Annotated in this window: 10 protein-coding genes; 2 read left to right on the forward strand and 8 right to left on the reverse strand. The window is 63.1% G+C overall.

Going from position 1 to position 17609, the window contains the following annotated elements; translation table 11 throughout:
- Positions 1–33 precede the first annotated feature (33 nt).
- Positions 34–1686 (reverse strand): ABC transporter substrate-binding protein, encoded by a 1653-nt coding sequence (locus J2R78_RS13925; RefSeq protein ID WP_375167035.1) that lies wholly within the window; start codon positions 1684–1686, stop codon positions 34–36.
- A gap of 209 nt (positions 1687–1895) precedes the next feature.
- Between J2R78_RS13925 and J2R78_RS13930 the strand changes: the two genes are divergently transcribed.
- Positions 1896–3503 carry an ABC transporter substrate-binding protein gene (locus J2R78_RS13930; protein WP_253604982.1) on the forward strand — a complete coding sequence of 536 codons (1608 nt, stop codon included), beginning with the start codon at positions 1896–1898 and terminating at the stop codon, positions 3501–3503.
- A gap of 162 nt (positions 3504–3665) precedes the next feature.
- On the opposite strand, the gene J2R78_RS13935 is transcribed toward J2R78_RS13930, so the two are convergent.
- Complete coding sequence (locus J2R78_RS13935; RefSeq protein WP_253604983.1) at positions 3666–5900, reverse strand: CHASE2 domain-containing protein; 2235 nt, start codon at positions 5898–5900, stop codon at positions 3666–3668.
- A 100-nt stretch (positions 5901–6000) separates the two neighbouring features.
- Positions 6001–10167, reverse strand: a complete 4167-nt coding sequence (locus J2R78_RS13940) for a VCBS domain-containing protein (RefSeq protein WP_253604984.1) — start codon at positions 10165–10167, stop codon at positions 6001–6003.
- A 595-nt stretch (positions 10168–10762) separates the two neighbouring features.
- Here J2R78_RS13940 and J2R78_RS13945 point away from each other — a divergent pair.
- Positions 10763–11515 (forward strand): transglutaminase-like cysteine peptidase, encoded by a 753-nt coding sequence (locus tag J2R78_RS13945; protein WP_253604985.1) that lies wholly within the window; start codon positions 10763–10765, stop codon positions 11513–11515.
- 128 nt (positions 11516–11643) lie between these two features.
- Here J2R78_RS13945 and J2R78_RS13950 read toward each other — a convergent pair whose 3' ends face one another.
- The 5 genes from J2R78_RS13950 to J2R78_RS13970 form a co-directional block, all read right to left on the reverse strand.
- Positions 11644–12843, reverse strand: coding sequence for an ABC transporter substrate-binding protein (locus J2R78_RS13950; protein ID WP_253604986.1), 1200 nt, complete (start codon positions 12841–12843; stop codon positions 11644–11646).
- Between the two features lie 81 nt (positions 12844–12924).
- Positions 12925–14763, reverse strand: coding sequence for a long-chain fatty acid--CoA ligase (locus J2R78_RS13955; protein ID WP_225163333.1), 1839 nt, complete (start codon positions 14761–14763; stop codon positions 12925–12927).
- Positions 14764–14902: 139 nt separating this feature from the next.
- Entirely contained in the window at positions 14903–15682 is a 780-nt protein-coding gene (locus J2R78_RS13960) for an ABC transporter ATP-binding protein (protein WP_018269124.1), read from the reverse strand.
- Between the two features lie 10 nt (positions 15683–15692).
- Positions 15693–16451, reverse strand: a complete 759-nt coding sequence (locus J2R78_RS13965; RefSeq protein WP_028336610.1) for an ABC transporter ATP-binding protein — start codon at positions 16449–16451, stop codon at positions 15693–15695.
- Complete coding sequence (locus J2R78_RS13970) at positions 16448–17599, reverse strand: branched-chain amino acid ABC transporter permease (RefSeq protein WP_016846829.1); 1152 nt, start codon at positions 17597–17599, stop codon at positions 16448–16450. Before J2R78_RS13970 ends, J2R78_RS13965 begins: the two co-directional genes overlap by 4 nt.
- Between the last annotated feature and the right edge of the window lie 10 nt (positions 17600–17609).

The raw sequence follows: 17609 nt of genomic DNA on the forward strand, positions 1-17609 counted from the left end.
GGGAGAGGGTACACCTATTGCGCGGCTAGCGCCTCACGGCGCGACCGTGACCGGCGAGAAGTCGACGAACCAGCTCTTCGGCTGCACAAATCCCTTGATCTTCGGGCTCATCGCGCGCGGTGCGACGTCGTGGGCGACATAGAGGAAGGCCGCGTCGTCGACCGAGGCCGCATGCAGCTCGGCCAGCGCGGCGTCGCGCGCCGCCGGCTCGAAGGTCTGGCGGGCCTTCTTGACCAGCTCGTCGAACTTCGGGTTGTTGTTGAAGCCCCAATTGTTCGATACCGGCGGCGCCATGCCCGACTGCAGGAAGCGCACCAGCGCGAAGAACGGATCCATCGCCGCATAAGTGACGTTGATGGCGTTCGAGCCGTTGGCGGTCGGATCCTTGGTGCCGCGCCGCCAATTGGTGAACAGCGTGTTCCACTCGATGACGTCGAGCTGCACATCGAAGTAGCATTCGGCCAACGCCTGTTGCAGATACTCGTTCATCGGCAGCGGCAGCATCTGGCCCGAGCCCGATGCCGAGGTCTGGATCTTGACCGTCAGCTTCTTGTTCGGACCGAAGCCCGCCTCCTGCATCAGCTTCTGCGCGGCCGGCTTGTCGTACTTGATCTGGAAGGTCGGGTTGCCGCGCCAGGGATGGCCGGGCTCGAACGTGCCGGTCGCCGGCACCATCAGGCCGGCAAGCAGGCCGTCACGCAGCCCTTCGCGATCGATGCAGAGATTGGCCGCCTTGCGGACGCGGATGTCATTCCACGGCGAGCCCTCGACGCGCGAGAACTGCCACGGCCAGACATGTGGCTCCTCGTTGGAATAGAGGTTGAAACCACGCTGCTTGATCTCGGGCAGCGCGTCCGGCGCCGGCGCCTCGATCCAGTTGACCTGTCCCGACAGCAGCGCCGCCGTCCGGGCATTGGCCTCCGGCATCGGCAACAGCACCATCTTGTCAGCCTTCGGCACCCGTGCCTTGTCCCAGTAATTCTCGTTCTTCACCAACTCGAGCCGCTCGCGCGGGGTGAAGCTCGACATCTTCCAGGGGCCGGTGCCCGACGCGTCCTTGGCGAACGCGGCCCACGCGGCCTGCGACTTCGCCTTGGCGTCGGCGCCTTCGGCCTTGTCGTAGAATTTCTGCCACTTGGCCGGGCTCGCCATGAACAAATTGGTGAGGTTGATCGGCAGGAAGCTGTCCGGCTCCTTGGTGGTCAGCTCCACCGTCATGTCGTCGATCTTGCGCGCCGAGACCAGCGTCGGCATGCGCGAGGCGGTGACGCCGACCTGGCTCGCATCGTATTGCGGCGCGTCCTGCTTCAAGACCTTGTCGACATTCCAGACCACGGCGTCGGCGTTGAACGGCGAGCCGTCATGAAAGGTGACGCCGGGGCGCAGCTTGAAAATCCACTTGGTCTTGTCGGCATCGTCGACCTTCCACTCGGTGGCGAGGCCCGGAATCATCGCACTTGCCTTGTCCGACGAGGACAGGTCCCACATCGTCAGCGCGTCATACATCGTCAGACCCGTGAAGCGATTGCCCTCAAAACCCTGGTCGGGCTGGCCGAGCGTGCGCGGAATATCGGCAGCGGTCATGCCAATGCGCAGCACAGTCTCGGCGCCGGCGATCGCCGGCACGCCTGTGGCTATCGCAAGCGCCAGCATGATCGCCGTCGCATTGGTTTTCCTGTTACGCATCTGAGCAGCCCCTTCGAGTCTGGTGACGTCTTGGTGATTATTTCTTGGGCAAGCGTATGCAATGCCTGTGCCAAGGGGAATAGTTCATCAGCAAATAACCGCCGGGCGCGTCATTTCTTCCCACCTCGGGCCCGAACGGAGCGAAGATGCCTATTCTGGCATCATGCTTGCAAGATTTGGCTCCAACGTCTTTCCAACGGAGCCTTCATATGCGTGCGCGCAATTCGATCCTGATGGCGGCAATGGCGCTTGCCTTGACCGCGGGCTGGCCGGCCATGTCGGCGCAAGCCGAGTCCATTGTGCGCTACGGCATTTCGATGGCCGACATTCCGCTGACCACCGGCCAGCCCGATCGCGGCGCCGGCGCCTATCAGTTCACCGCCTACACGATCTACGATCCGCTGGTTGCCTGGGAGATGGATGTTGCCGACCGGCCGGGCAAGCTGGTGCCCGGGCTTGCGACCGAATGGAAGGTCGACGACAGCGACAAGACCAAATGGCGCTTCACGCTGCGCAAGGGCGTCAAATTCCACGACGGCAGCGACTTCAATGCCGACGCGGTGATCTGGAATCTCGACAAGGTGCTGAACGACAAGGCACCGCAATTCGACAAGCGGCAGAGCGCGCAGGTCAAGACCCGCCTGCCTTCGGTTGCGAGCTACGCCAAGGTCGACGATTTCACCATCGAGATCACCACCAAGACGGTCGACTCCTTCTTCCCCTATCAGATGCTCTGGTTCCTGGTCTCGAGCCCCGCGCAATATGAAAAGCTCGGCAAGGACTGGGACAAGTTCGCCAGCCAGCCCTCCGGCACCGGTCCGTTCAAGCTGACCAAGCTGGTACCGCGCGAACTCGCCGAACTGACGAAGAACCCGGGCTATTGGGACAAGAAGCGGCTTGCGAAGGTCGACAAGATGATCCTGATCCCGATGCCGGAAGCGCTGACCCGCACCAACGCGCTGCTGGCCGGCCAGGTCGACCTGATCGAATCGCCGGCGCCCGACGCCGTGCCGCAGCTCAAGGCCGCCGGCATGAGGATCGTCGACAACGTGACGCCGCATGTCTGGAACTATCACTTGAGCGTGCTGCCGGGCTCGCCATGGACCGACATCCGCCTGCGCAAGGCGCTCAACCTCGCGATCGACCGCGACGCGGTGGTTGGCCTGATGAACGGCCTCGCCAAGCCCGCCAAGGGCCAGGTCGATCCGTCGAGCCCGTGGTTCGGTGAGCCGACGTTCGAACTGAAATACGATCTCGCGGCCGCCAGGAAGCTGGTGGAGGAAGCCGGCTATTCGAAGGACAAGCCGCTGAAGACGACTTTCATCATCGCCCAGGGCGGCACCGGGCAGATGCTGTCGCTGCCGATGAACGAGTTCCTGCAGCAGAGCTTCAAGGAGATCGGCATCGACATCGACTTCAAGGTGGTCGAGCTCGAGACATTATATACGCACTGGCGCAAGGGCGCGGCGGACGAGATGAATGCCGGCATCACCGCCAACAACATCGCCTATGTCACGTCGGATCCGCTCTACGCCATCGTTCGGTTCTTCCACTCCGGCCAGGTGGCGCCGGTCGGCGTCAACTGGGGCGGCTACAAGAACCCGAAGGTCGATGCGCTGATCGACGAGGCCAAGCAGACCTTCGATTCCGCCAAACAGGATGCGCTGCTGGCGCAGGCACACGCGCTGATCGTCGACGATGCCGCGCTGGTGTGGGTGGTGCACGACACCAATCCGCACGCGCTGTCGCCGAAGGTGAAGACCTTCGTGCAGGCGCAGCACTGGTTCCAGGATCTGACCCAGATCGGGCTGGAATAGACATTCCATCGTCGTCCTGGCCTAGCGCGCAATTGCGCACGGGAGCCGGGACCCATACGCCGCGGCCGCCGCAATGGGCACGCGGCGAGACGATCTTCCGTCAACGACCATTCGTGGTTATGGGTCCCAGCCTTCACCGGGACGACAGCGGGCTTGCGTCGGCTATTTCGTCGTCAACGCGAATGCGCCGTTCCAGTCGTCGGGCGGCGGCTCCTTCTGGAAGGCGTGGATGCGCGCCTCGTAGAGGCGGTAGAGATATTGCAGCGTCTGCCCGTCGTCGGTCTTGCGGCCGCGTTCGATCGCGGCGAGCGCGCCGTCCCAATCGCGGCTGCGGTAGCAGGCGAGCATCTCGATGGTCAGGTTGCGCAGCCGCTGGAAGCGGCCGGAGTTCGCGACATCCTCGCGGCCGGCAATCGCATAGATCACCTCGGGCTCCTTCTTGCCCTTGACCATGATGAAGTCGAGCTCGAGGATCGCAAACTTCTCCTTCACCGCGAGCGCGGTCTTCGATCCCACGATGATCGGGAAGCCGTACTCCTTGGACTGTCCCTCGAGCCGCGAGGCCAGATTGACGCTGTCGCCGAACACCGAATAGTCGAAGCGCACATCGGAGCCCATATTACCGACCACGCAGGAGCCGGTGTTGAGACCGACACCGATGTTGAGCGGCACATAGACGTGACCGCCGTCCTTCGCTTCCTGCTCGCGCTCCCGGTTGAGGTCGTCGACGCGCTCCAGCATGTCGAGCGCCGCATCGCAGGCGTTAAGCTGGTGCTGCTTGTCATCGAGCGGCGCGTTCCAGAACGCCATGATGGCGTCGCCCATATATTTGTCGATGGTGCCCTTGCGGGCGAGGATCGCGTTGGAAAGCGGAGTAAGGAAGCGGTTCATCAGCGCCGTGAGGCCCTGCGGATTGCTCTTGTAGGTTTCCGAGATCGAGGTGAAGCCGCGCATGTCCGAGAACATGATGGTCATCTCGCGTTCCTCGCCGCCGAGCACCAGCCGCTCCGGCGACTGCGCCAGTTGCTCGACCAGCGCGGGCGACATGTACTGCACGAATTGCGACCTGATCTGGCGGCGCTGCTGCTGCTCGCGCACGAAGGCGGAGAAGATCAGCGTGAGATAGATCGCCGTGGTCGACATCAGCGGATAGGTGAAGTCGATCAGCAGCCGGTGCTGGGAATAGAAATACCAGGAGGTGCCGATCAGCACCGAGGCAAACATTCCGCCGACGGCGACCAACGTGATCGGACCGAACTTCGGCGCGAAGGCGATGACAAGGAGCCCCATGATCAGCGCGGCGAAGAACTCGATGCCGATGCCGTAATTCGGCTGCGAAACGACATCGCCGGTCAACGCGCTCTCCAGCACCTGGGCATGGACCTCGACACCGGGCATCGCCGGCGTCACCGGCGTCGTCTTGATGTCGTTCAGCCCGGTTGCTGAGGTGCCGATCACGATCAGCTTGCCGGCAATTCGGTCCGGTGAGACGCGCCCGTCCAGCACATCGACCGCCGAGACATAGATCGAGGGATCGCGGCGGGCGTAGTGGATCCAGAGTTGGCCGTGGAGATCGGTCGGGATCGCAAAGCCCTTGAGACCCAGGCTCTTGATACCGGCCTTGTCGGCCTTGATCAGGATCGTGCCGGAGCCGCTCGCCACCCGCAGCATCTCGAAGCTCAGCGACGGCATGGTGATGCCCTGCGCCACCATGATCATCGGCACGCGCCTGACGATGCCGTCGCGCTCCGGCCTGATCGTGAACAGGCCGCGCCCGGCAGCCGCCTCCTCGAGCACCGGCACGTTGCGCAGCAGCCCCGGGAACATGTACATGAAAGGCTGCGGCTCCTCACCGAGCATCGCAAGTCCGGTGACCGGAAGCTTTTCGTTGAGGTCGGCGCGGACGTTGGGCCCGCCGGATTCGCCGAGCACCACGCGCGAGTTCTTGATGGCCTCGGCCATGATGCTGTCGTTGCTCGGCAGTTGCCGCAGCCTCGCGCGCATCTCCTCATCGAGGCTGCTGAACGTATCGGCGGCGATATCGGGGTTGAGACGATCCGGCTCGGAGAACACCGCGTCGAACGCGATCACCACGGCGCCGAGCCGGGTGAGATTGGTGACGATGTCGGCGAGCCGGGTCCGTGGCCACGGCCACTGTCCGAGCCGGGGATCGGCGAGGCTCTTTTCGTCGATGTCGACGATGGTGACGGGCCGCGCGGTCTTCTGGCGCGGTTGCAGCGCCTGGAATGTGTCAAACGTCCTGACGCGAAGCTCCTGAACCGGAGCCGGATCCACGATCCGCAGCGCAGCAATGCCGATCAACAGCGCCACGCAGACCAGCCGCGCGTAGCCGAAGCGCCGTGCGAACCACCTACGTATCGCCTTCAGCCGTTTCATGCCATCTGGATATCACGCGCGCAGAATTGTTCCAATCGAGCAAGCATGCGCAGTGCACAATCAGCCGGACCAGCCCCCCGGCGGCACGGCCGGGCGTCCGTCACGTAAAATGAATAATGAAGTCGTTCTGGGACAGGCTCGCCTTCGCGACATTGTGCAATGTGATCGTGTCTGCGCTGTCGATCGTGATCAGCGTGTCCGCTGAATTGGTCGGCGATGTCGCAACATGCTGATCGAACCAGGTGCTGAAGGTGCTTGCCGAGACGACCGTGGACAGGTCGATCTGGTCCTCGCCTGGCGTGAAGTTCAGGATCGTGTCGTGGTTGAAGTTCGGCGCAAACACGAACTTGTCCTGATAACCCGACCCGAAGAACACGTCCTTGTCGCTGGTCCCGGTCAGAATCACGGGCTCGGGCCGGTCCTGTTGGACGTTGAAGATCAGGTTGACCGTATCGGTTGCGCCATGGCCATCGGTCACGGAGAGCGCGATCGTGTCGGTCGCTGGAGCTGTCTGGCCGGGGTTGTAAATGAGGCCCGGCGATCCAAGCGCGGTGTTGATGCTGGAGAGAAGCCCCTCCTGCGACGAAGGTGCAACGCTGCTGCCCGCACCGGGCGTCGTCGCCGCGGCCATGGTGAAAGTCTCGTCGGCCGTCGCATCGGCGTCCGTCACGGTCAGGCCGGAGATCGTCTCGGTCCCGTTGGGATGTTCGGTGATACTGACGTTGTCGGTGTGGATCACGGGCGCGTCGTTGGCGCCGATCACGTCGATCGTCAGCTTCGCGGTCCCGACGGCGCCATGCGCGTCGATCGTCTCCACATCGAACGTGTCGGCATAGGTGCCCTTGCCCAACGCGTTGATCGCGGCAGCATCGGGAACATAGCTGTAGGTGCCGTCCGGGTTGACGGTAAGCGAGCCGTAGAGGCCCGCGATCTGCGTGACCGCAGTGTGGTCCGAATTGAGCGCGGCATAAGTCAGCGTCGCGGTTTCGCCATGGTCGACGTCGTTGCCATGGAGCGTGCCGGTCAGCGTGCCGAACGTGTCGTTATCGGCGGTATCGGTGAGCGTGCCGGCATTGACGTCGGCGAGTATCGGCGCGTCGTTGGCGCCGTTGATCGTGATCGTCACAGGCTCGTTGATGATGCCGCCATGGTGGTCGTCGATCTGGATCGTGTAGGTCAGCGTCAGCGTCTCGCCGAGGGCGAGATAGTCGAAATTCTGGTCCGCGGCCGAGAACGTCCAGGTCGACGATCCGATTGAACCGCCGGTCCCGTCCGTCAACGTCCCCAGCGACAGCCAGTTCAGGATCGTGGCCTCGTCGGGCAGGCCCGTCGTCGCCCCGGATTCGGCGACGCCGGTGATGGTCATGGTGTGGGTGTCGCTGAGATCCACATCGGTGAAGGTCACGGTGCCGGATGCGCTGTCCAGCGTCGATGAACCGGTCGTATCGGGTTGTTCGGGGATGATGGCCGCCTGAGGTGCCGACGTGACGATCGGCGCGTCATTGCTGCCGGTAATCGTGATCGTCACCGGTTGGCTGATCACGCCGCCATGATGGTCATTGACCTCGACCGTATAGGTCAGCGTCAGTGTCTCACCGTCGGCAAGATAATCGAAATTGCGGTCGGCGGCCGAGAAGGTCCAGGCCTGGGATCCGGCGACCCCGCCGGTCGAATCGGTCAGCGTCCCCAGCGAGAGCCAGTTCAGAATCGTGGACTCGTCTTCAGGCAGGCCTGTGGTCGTTCCGGATTCCGCGACGGCGGTAATGGACACAATGTGGGTGTCGCTGAGATCGACGTCGGCAAATGTCACCGCGCCCTGGGCCACGTCGAGCTTGATCGATCCGGTCTCGCCGATCATCTCGGGGACCGTGGCGGTCGGCGGCTCCGACGTGAACGTCGGCACGTCGTTGGTGCCCGTGATGGTGATGGTGACGGGCTGGGTGACGACACCGTCGTGGTGGTCGTCGACCTGGATCAGGTAAGTCAGCGTCAACGTCTCGCCAGCAGCGAGATAGTCGAAATTCCTGTCGGCGGCCGAGAAGGTCCAGGCGCGCGATCCGGTTACGCCGCCGGTCGAATCCGTCAGCGTGCCGAGCGACATCCAGCCCAGTATCGTCGCCTGATCGGGAAGCCCCGTGGTCACGCCCGTTTCGGTGACGCCAGCCACGGTGACGCTGTGGATGTCGCTGAGATCGACATCGACGAAGGTCACGGTACCGGATGCGGTATCCGGCACAACCGAACCGGTCGTCTCCTCGGCTTCAGTGATGGCGGCCGCCTGGGTCGGCGAGGTGATCACCGGCCTGTCGTCGGTGCCGACGATCGTGATGGTGACCGGCAGCGTGATGACGCCGCCCTGATGGTCGTCGATCTCGACCGTGTAGGTCAGTGTCAGCGTCTCGCCGGTGGCGAGATAGTCGAAGCTCCTGTCGGCGGCCGAGAACGTCCAGGAGCGCGATCCCGTCACGCCATCGGTCGAATCGGTCAGCGCGCCCAGCGACAGCCAGCTCAGTACGGTGGCGTGGCTGGCAAGTCCGCCGGTGACGCCGGCCTCGGTGACGCCCGTGATGGTGACCGTATGCGTGTCGGTCAGATCCGCATCGGTAAATGTCAGCGTGCCGTGCGCCGTATCAGGCTGGGCGGAATTCGTCGTTGCTGCGAGTTCGGTGATCGAACCGGCTTGCGCCGAGGACGTCACCACTGGCGTGTCGTTGGTGCCGGTGATCGTGATCGTGAAGGTCTTGAACGTGGTCTCGTTGTTCGGTGCGAAATTGTTATCGACGCGCGCGACATAGGTCAGCGTCAGCGTTTCTCCGGCAGCGAGGAAGTCGAACGCGCTGTCGGCAAGGTTGTAGGTCCAGGTCGCCGAACCGGCATTCTTGTTGTTCGGATCGGGCTCGAGCAGCAACGGGATCTCGACGGTCTTGATGGCAGCAAGCTGCGCTGCCGTCAGCGATGAGGTCACGTCGCTGCCGTCGGCGTCCCGGTAGCTGAACGCGGAATAGTCGACCTTCGCACTCGGTATGTCACCGACATTGAGGTCCAGCCACTTGATCTGGCCCGTCGCGGTGTCGAACAGCCCGCTTTGGGTCAGCCCCGGCCGCTCGGTGAACGCCGCGTCCTGGGTCACGACCTGCGGCGGCCCCGGGATGTGGTCAATCCTGCTGTTGGGAACGCCACCGGCCTGAGGGCCGGTCGTGTTGACGAAGGTCAGCAGAATGATGATCGGCGCGCCACTGTCGCTGCTGGTGAGCTTGAAGCTGCTCGATACCGGGACGACGCTGTCCGTGAAGTTGGTGGTGAGCTTGGTGTTGGGATTGTTGTTGTCGGTGAACTTCAGCGCGAAGACGTCGGAGATCAGCTTCTGCGCATCGGTCGACAGTTGCGCCGACGAGACGAAGCTGACGCTGCCCTGACCGTTGACGATGGTCTGGGTGCCGGCCTGATCGACGGTCGCGATCGGATTGAGCGTCGTCTTGTCGAACAGGATGTAGGAGCCGGTGCTGCCATCGGGCTCGACCAGCACCTGGAATTTGGCCGGCGGCACGCCGCCGGTGCCCTGCACGTCGAAATCGATCTCGACCAGCACCGCGGTGCCGCGGATGCCCATGGTCGCGACCGGCGTATCGACCTTCATGTCGCCGTGCTTGGCGGTCGCGCCGGCCACGAAGGAGATCGTGCCCGAGACCAGACTCATCAGCGACGTATTGCTCGACCCGTTCGGGTCGTAGATCATTTCGTTCAGCACCATCTTGGCGTTCGGTCCGAGACCGAACACGGTGCCGTCGATGAAGGTGATGCCGAGCGTAGAGTCGCCGCCGGACTGCACCACGTCACCCTTGTTGACGTTATCGCCCTGGTTCAGGACGATCGCGACGCCGTTGCGGATTGCCGTGGCGTTCCCGGTCAGCTTGGTGACATGGCCGATGACCTTAGCCGGCTCCGCCGCGCCGCCGGCCTGGGCATATTGGGTGTGGCCGGTGAGTGCGTTGACGAGATCGCCGGTGAGATGCGCGCCGTCAGGCGACGCCAGCGGCGCGCGCTTCTCGCCCTTGAAATAGTCGTGCAGGACGAGTTCCCGATCGTCCTTCGCGATGACGAGGTCGAGCCCGGTCCGCTTGAAGTCGCCGGTGAACAGCAATTGCCCGTCGTCGACGATGATCGCGCCGGGCGGAGCATGCGTGGAAACACTGTCGACGTGCACATATCCACGGGCATAAGCGTCCGTGTTCGGCAACAGGCCGTCGAATTTCTCGACAAAGTTCACTGCGGATCACCGCACGAGAGTTAATATTGTTAAAATATCCGAATGATTATGCCTGCATATCATCGGATAAAGCTTGGCGAAACCACTCTGTGCTTGCGCAAGGTGGCCCTGTTGTGCGGATTGACTGGATGTGACTTGGCTCACGCTGTGAAGAGCCGTGTAGTTCGGATTCGCCTGACGGTACCATAAGGTGGGATTTAAGCCAAGATACGTACTGAGCCACGTATTCGTGGTATTGATTGGCATTTCTGTACTTGCCTCTATTTCCCCTTAGCCCAGAGCGGGCATTTGACCCCAATTTCCCGGCCAAAGCTGTGACTTAGCTTACAAATCACAGCAGTCCCGTGCGCGGACCGGCCGGGTTAACCAGAGGGCAAGGATGAGTTGCAAAGCAGTGGAAAAAGGTTCGCCGCTTCCTTTCACAAACCGGTAAAGTTTTCGGGACCCCAAGCAGGCGCCCTTTAGCCTCTTCCCCTGATTCCCCACATCTTAAGTCGATTCGAAGGGATCGTTCGCCATGCTGCCCGGCATGAAACGATCCGGTCGCGTGCGCGGTGCAATGTCCACCCGCCGAAGAGCGGACAGGGGGTGTCGGATGAGATTCTCGCTTCGCCCGCTTGCGCTGCGCGCCGTCATGCTGGGCTTCGGCCTGGCCCTGGCCGCGCCGGTTGCCGAGCTCAATGCCGCTTCGCTGCTTTCGCCCGGTCCGGCGACGCTGATCAGAAAATCGACCGAGCCGTTCGGCCTGACGACCAGCCTGCTTGCCGACGGCGGCCTGCACGACAAATGGCTCGGCGTGCAGCGCCGGCTCGCCGACGAATTGGAGCAATTGGCAGCCTGCGAGAGCGACCGCGCCAGCTGTGCGTCGCCGGCGGCGCTGCGATTCCTGGCGATCGTCGAAGCCGGACGGGCGCGTCAGGGTCGCGCCCGGCTCGGCGAGATCAACCGCGCGATCAACCTTGCGATCCGTCCGGGCAGCGATCTTGCGGCCTATGGCGAGCCCGACGTCTGGGCGACGCCGCTCTCCACCTTCGCCCGCGGCAGCGGCGATTGCGAGGACTATGCGATCGCGAAATTGGTGGCACTGCGCAAGGCCGGCGTGGCGCCGGAAGATCTGCGGATCGTCGTCCTGCATGACCTCGTCGGCGGCGAGGACCATGCGGTGGTCGCGGCGCGGCTCGACGGCCGCTGGCTGACGCTCGACAACCGCCGCATGGCGATGATCGAGGACAGCGACATCAGGAGTTTTCGGCCGACCTTCGTGATCGACCAGCACGGCGTCAGCCGCTATGTCGACGCCCCGCTCGTCGCCGAGGCCGCTTGGCGGCCGGCGGCGCGAACGAACTAAGAGCCGGCCAGACATACTTTCCCGTCATTGCGAGCGAAGCGAAGCAATCCATCCCTCCGCGGAAAGATGGATTGCTTCGTCGCTTCGCTCCTCGCAATGACGACTGAATCCAGATGAGCGACTGCCCGTCAGAACATCAGATTATCCTTCACCAGCACCCAGCGGCCGCCCTTGACCTGCTGCACTTGGGTGATGGTGTTGGCGAGATGATCCGTCTTGGAGAACTTGGTCGGCGGCGAGCTGAAGATGTCGAGGAATTTGTCGCCTGACTCCAGCGAGTCCAGCATCTTCTGGCCGGAGAGATCCTTGCCCGCCTTCTGCGCGTAGAAGGCGAAGGTCATCACCGCGTTGTAGCCGATGATCGCCTGGGTATTGGCGTCGGTGTTGAACATCTTCTTGTAGTTCACCAGCCAGTCCTTCACCTTGCCCTTGGCCGTGTCCTCGTAGGGAATCTCGAAGCCCGAGGCCGCATAGAGCCCTTCGACGGCTTCCTTGCCGAGCGCCGGCACTTCGAGCACGTTGGTCGGGGTGGCGCCGAGGAAGGTCACGTCCCAGCCGAGCTTCTTGGCCTCGTTCATCGCGCCGATGGTCTCGCGGATCACGGTGCCGAGCACGACGAGGTCGCAGCCGTCGGCCTTCATCTTGGCGACCTGCGCCGAGAAGTCGGAGGCGCCGCGCTTGTAGCTCGTGACCGATGCCGGCTGCACCTTCATCGCGCCAAGCTGCTGGGTAAAGCCGTCGAGCACGTTTTTGCCGTACTCGTCATCCTGATGCATGATGCAGGGCTTCTTGAAGTTCTTCCACTCCATCATGTATTTGAGCGCGGCGCGCGTGCTCTCGACATAGGGCAGGAGGTTGTTGAACTTCAGCCGCTCCTGCGGCTTGGCGGGATCGAACTTGAAGGTGAATTCGGCGGCCGTCAGCGGGAACAGCTGCATCACGCCCGCATCGAACAGGATGTCCTGCGCGGCGAGCACGGTCGGCGAGCCCATCGGGCCGATCATCGCGAACACCTTGTCGCGCTCGACCATCTTCTGCGACGCCAGCACCGCCTTCTTCGGATCGTAGCCGTTGTCCTCCAGGATCATCTTGATCTTGCGGCCGTTGATGCCGCCGCCGGCGTTGATTTCCTCGACCGCCATCTTCATGCCGTTGGACACCGGAACGCCCCAGACCTTGATCGGGCCGGACAAGTCCTGATGCGTTCCGATCACGATCTCGGTCGGCGAGATGCCTTCATTGGTGACCTTGGTCTGGGCTGCGGCCGGCAGACAGGTCAGCGCCAGCGCGCTCACCGCAAGGCCCAGCGCCTTCAGCGATTTCGACATTGCAGTCTCCTCCTTAACAAAGGCCCATGTTGAGCGAAGGGTCGGGCCTGCTCGCTCCCTCGCCAATTTCCTTCTCCTCGGCTATGCCACCGCGCGTTCGCCATACATGGCGGCGATCTCGGCCGCGTAGCGCTTGTTCACGAAGCTGCGCTTCAGCTTCATGGTCGGCGTCAGCTCCTCGTCCTCGGGCGTGAGCTGGCGCTCGATCAGATAGAATTTCTTGACGGTCTCGACGCGCGCGAACTTCACGTTGACCGCCTCGACCTCGCGCTGGATCAGATCCTGGATTTCGCGGGCGCGGCACAGGCTCGCGTAATTGGTGAAGGGGATGTCGTGATCCTGGGCGTATTTCTCGACATTCTCCTGGTCGATCATGATCAGGCAGGTGAGATACGGCCGCTTGTCGCCGATCACGACCGCATCCGAGACATAGGGCGAGAATTTGAGCTGGTTCTCGATCTCGGACGGCGTGATGTTCTTGCCGCCGGAGGTGATGATGATGTCCTTCATCCGGTCGGTGATCTTGACATAGCCTTCATTGTCGATCGTGCCGACGTCGCCGGTGTGCAGCCAGCCTTTGGCGTCGATCGTCTCGGCAGTCCTCTCCGGCTGGTTGAGATAGCCCATGAACAGGAAGTCGCCCTTGATCAGGATCTCGCCCTTCGGGCAGATCATCACCTCGCCCCAGGGCGCGGCCTTGCCGACCGAGCCAAGCTTGATGCGATCCGCCGGCATCATGGTCGCGACGCCGCAATTCTCGGTCTGGCCGTAGACCTCGCGCATGTCGATGCCGAGCGCGAGATACCAGCGGATCAGATCCGGCGAGATCGGTGCGGCGCCGGTCAGCGCAATCCGGCAGCGGTCGAGCCCGAGCATGCGGCGGATGTTGCGGAACACCAGCCAATAGGCCGCGCGGTTGGCGAGCCGCAGCGACAGTGGCGGCGTCTCGCCCTGCAGCCGGCACTCGGTCATCCGGTTGCCGATCGCGAGCGCGCGGGCATACATCCAGTTCTGGAACGGGGTCGCATCCTTCAGCGCGATGGTGATGCCGGAATAGAACTTCTCCCAGATCCGGGGCACCGCGAGGAACGCGGTCGGCTGCACCTCGCGAAGATTGTCCGGCACCGTCTCCGGGCTCTCGGCGAAATTCATCACCGATCCCAGCGCGAGCGAGAGGTAATAGCCGCCGACCCGCTCGGCGACGTGGCAGAGCGGCAGGAACACCAGCCGCTCCTCGCTGTCGGTCGAGGGGTAGAGATCGTTGGCGTGGCGCATCTGGTGCGTCACGCTGCGGTTGGAGTGCATCGCGCCCTTGGGCGGGCCCGTGGTGCCGGAGGTGTAGACCAGGATCGCGAGATCGGAGGCGGTGCGGCTGCCGGTCATCTCGTCCCACAGCGCCGGATTGCCCCAGGCATGATTGCGGCCGAGCGACGTGAATTCCGCGAGCGACAGCACCATCGGATCGGAGAAGCCGGAGAGGCCCTCCATGTCGAACACGACGATCTTCTCCAGCGTCGGACAGCGCGACCGGCAGGTCAGCACCTTGTCGAGCTGCTCCTCGTCCTCGACGAAGATCACTCGCGTGCGGGAATCATTGATGAGGTATTCGACCTGCGCCGCCGAATCGGTCGGATAGATGCCGGAAGAGACGCCGCCGGCGCATAGGATGCCCATGTCGGCATAGACCCATTCCGGCACCGCGTTGGCGATGATCGAGCCAACGTCGCCGGGACGGAAGCCTGTGGCATGCAGGCCGTAGGAGATGTCCTTGGAGATCTGCAGCCATTCGCGCCAGCTGGTCGGTTGCCAGATGCCGAACTTCTTCTCGCGGATCGCGGGCCTGTCGCCACGCGTTTGAACCGCGAGCAGAAAGCTCCTCGCGATCGTGTCGGCAACCGTCAGCACCGCTGGTCCGGCCATGCGCGCTCCCTCCTCTGCCGCCGGTCTCACGCGCCGGCTTGTGTTGCCGGTCTTGTTGGCGAAACTGGCCTGAAATCTAGCTCCAACTCTCTTTCAGTGCCAAACCTTCCTGGGCGCCCTTGCCAGCGCCCAGTCATTCTCAACGCCACGTCTTCTTCTTTTTCCAACGCCGCTCGCCGCGCGCACCGGCTTCCTTGGCGCCGAGGTAGAACTCCTGGATATCGGGTGAATTCATCAGACGCTCACAGGTGTCGTTCATGACGACGCGGCCGATCTCCAGCACATAGCCGTAATGCGCCGTCTCCAGCGCGATCTTGGCATTCTGCTCGACCAGCAGGATCGACATGCCCTGCTCCTCATTGACGCGGCGGATGATGGTGAAGATCTCCTTCACCAGGATCGGCGACAGCCCGAGCGACGGCTCATCGAGCAACAGCAGCGTCGGCCGGTTCATCAGCGCCCGCCCGATCGCCAGCATCTGCTGCTCGCCGCCCGAAAGCTGCCCGGCCGGCTGGCCGAGCCGCTCCCTCAGCCGTGGAAAATAGCCGTAGACGCGCTCGAGGTCCTGCGCCACACCGTCGCGGTCCTTGCGCAGATAGGCGCCCATCATCAGGTTTTCGCGCACCGACAGGAACGGAAACACCTCGCGCCCCTCCGGCACGTGGCTCAGCCCGAGCCTCACGATCCGGTCGGCCTCCATGCGCTGGATCGGCTTGCCGAGGAATTCGATCGAGCCCTTCTGCGGGTCGAGGATGCCGGAGATCGTCTTTAGGACCGTGGTCTTGCCGGCGCCGTTGGCGCCGAGCAGCGTCACGATCCGGCCGCGCGGCACCTCGAGGCTGATGCCGCGGATCGCCATGATCGGCCCGTAATAGCTTTCGATGTTGGAGAGTTTCAGGATGATGTCCGCTGTGCTCATGGCATCATCCTCATGCGCCGAGATACGCTGCGACGACGTCGGGATGGTGCTGCACCTCGGACGGCGAGCCCATCGCCAGCACGCGGCCGTAGTTCAGCGCGATGACGCGGTCGGAGACGCGGTTGACCAGCGTCATGTCGTGCTCGACCATCAGCACGGTGATGCCGAGCTCGCTCTTCATGTCGCGGATCCAGAACGACATGTCGTCGGTCTCCTCGACATTGAGGCCGGAGGACGGTTCGTCGAGCAGGATCAGCTTCGGCTCCGAGCACAGCGCCCGCGCCAGCTCGATCACCTTGCGCACGCCGTAAGGCAGTCCCGAGATCAGCTTGTCGCGGTAGGGCTCGAGATCGAGGAACTCGATCACCTGCTCGACGCGGCGGCGATGCGCCTTCTCGCCGGCACGAACGCTCGGCAGGAACAACAGTTCCTGCCACAGCCGGGTGGTGGAATGGCGATGGCGGCCGACCAGGAGATTGCTCAGCACGGTCGCGTTCTCGAACAGCTCGATGTTCTGGAAGGTGCGGGCGATGCCGAGTTTCGCGATATCGTAGGCCGGCTCCTGGGTGATGTCCTGATCCTCGAAGAAGATCTTGCCGGAGGTCGGCGGATAGATCCGCGAGATCAGGTTGAAGATCGAGCTCTTGCCGGCGCCGTTGGGCCCGATGATCGAGAGGATCTCGCCCTTCTCGACCGCGAAGCTGACCGCATCGACCGCCTTGAGGCCCCCGAAATGCAGCGACAGGTTCTCGGCGCGGAAATAGCTCATCTGTTCCGCTCCGATTTCACATAGATCTTCTGCCGCTTGAAGGTGGCGCGCTTGTAGAGCGGGAACAGCTGGAAGAAGAGCTTGATCTTGAGCCAACGGCCATAGAGTCCGAGCGGTTCAAACAGCACGAACAGCACGATGATGATGCCGTAGATCGCGCCCTTCAGTCCGTTGGCGGAGGCGAAGGCTGCGACCGCGTCCTGGATATGGCCCGCGCGCTCGGTGCCGGCGCCGAGGGTGGCAGCAATGCCGCCGATCACGCCGGGCATATCGTCCTTCAGATAGGTCAGGAACGGATCGATCATGACCAGGAAGATCGCGCCCAGCACCGCACCGTGCAGGCTGAACGTGCCGCCGATCAGGATCACGATGATGAACTCGATCGAAAGCTGCAGCGTGAACATCTCGGGCGAGATGAAGGACAGCTTGTGCGCGAACAGCACGCCGGCAAAGCCGGTGATCGCCGCCGAGATCGCGAACGACTTCACCTTATAGAGCGCGACATTGATGCCCATGCTGCGCGCCGCGGTCTCGCTGTCGCGGATCGCGACAAAGGCGCGCCCGGTCGGCGAGCGCAGCAGATTGAGCGTGCCGACGATGGTCAGCACCAGCACCGCAAGGCAGAGGTAATAGAAGGTCGGGCCGTCGCGCGACACCGTGGTGCCGAGCAGCTGCATGGTCTTGACCCGCATGCCCTCATTGCCGTTGGTGACGCTTTCCCAGCGCGCCAGGATCTCCTCAACGATGAACGCAAAGGAGATCGTCGCGATCACCAGATAGATGCCCTGCAGCCGCAAGGCCGGAAATCCGACCAGCGCGCCGACCACGCCGGTCAACAGCCCCGCGGCGAGGAAGTAGACCGGGAACGGCACGTTGAACTGCTGCAGATAGGCGGCGGTATAGGCGCCGATCGCAAGAAACGCGGCATGGCCGAGCGAGGCCTGTCCGGTGAAGCCGGTCAGGATCAAGAGCCCGACGCCGACGGTCGCGTAGATGCAGACGAAGACAAGCTGGCTCATCAGATAGCTTGAGAGCACGTAAGGCGCGATCAGCAGCACCGCCAGCAACAGGCCGTAGGAATAGATGTAGCCCGAATGCGGGAACAGCTTGATGTCGTCTTCGTAATCGGTCTTGAAGAGAAACCGCATGTGTCGCTCC

It is taken from the genome of Bradyrhizobium sp. USDA 4538 (genome assembly GCF_024171045.1).
In the GTDB taxonomy this organism is placed as follows: domain Bacteria; phylum Pseudomonadota; class Alphaproteobacteria; order Rhizobiales; family Xanthobacteraceae; genus Bradyrhizobium; species Bradyrhizobium australafricanum.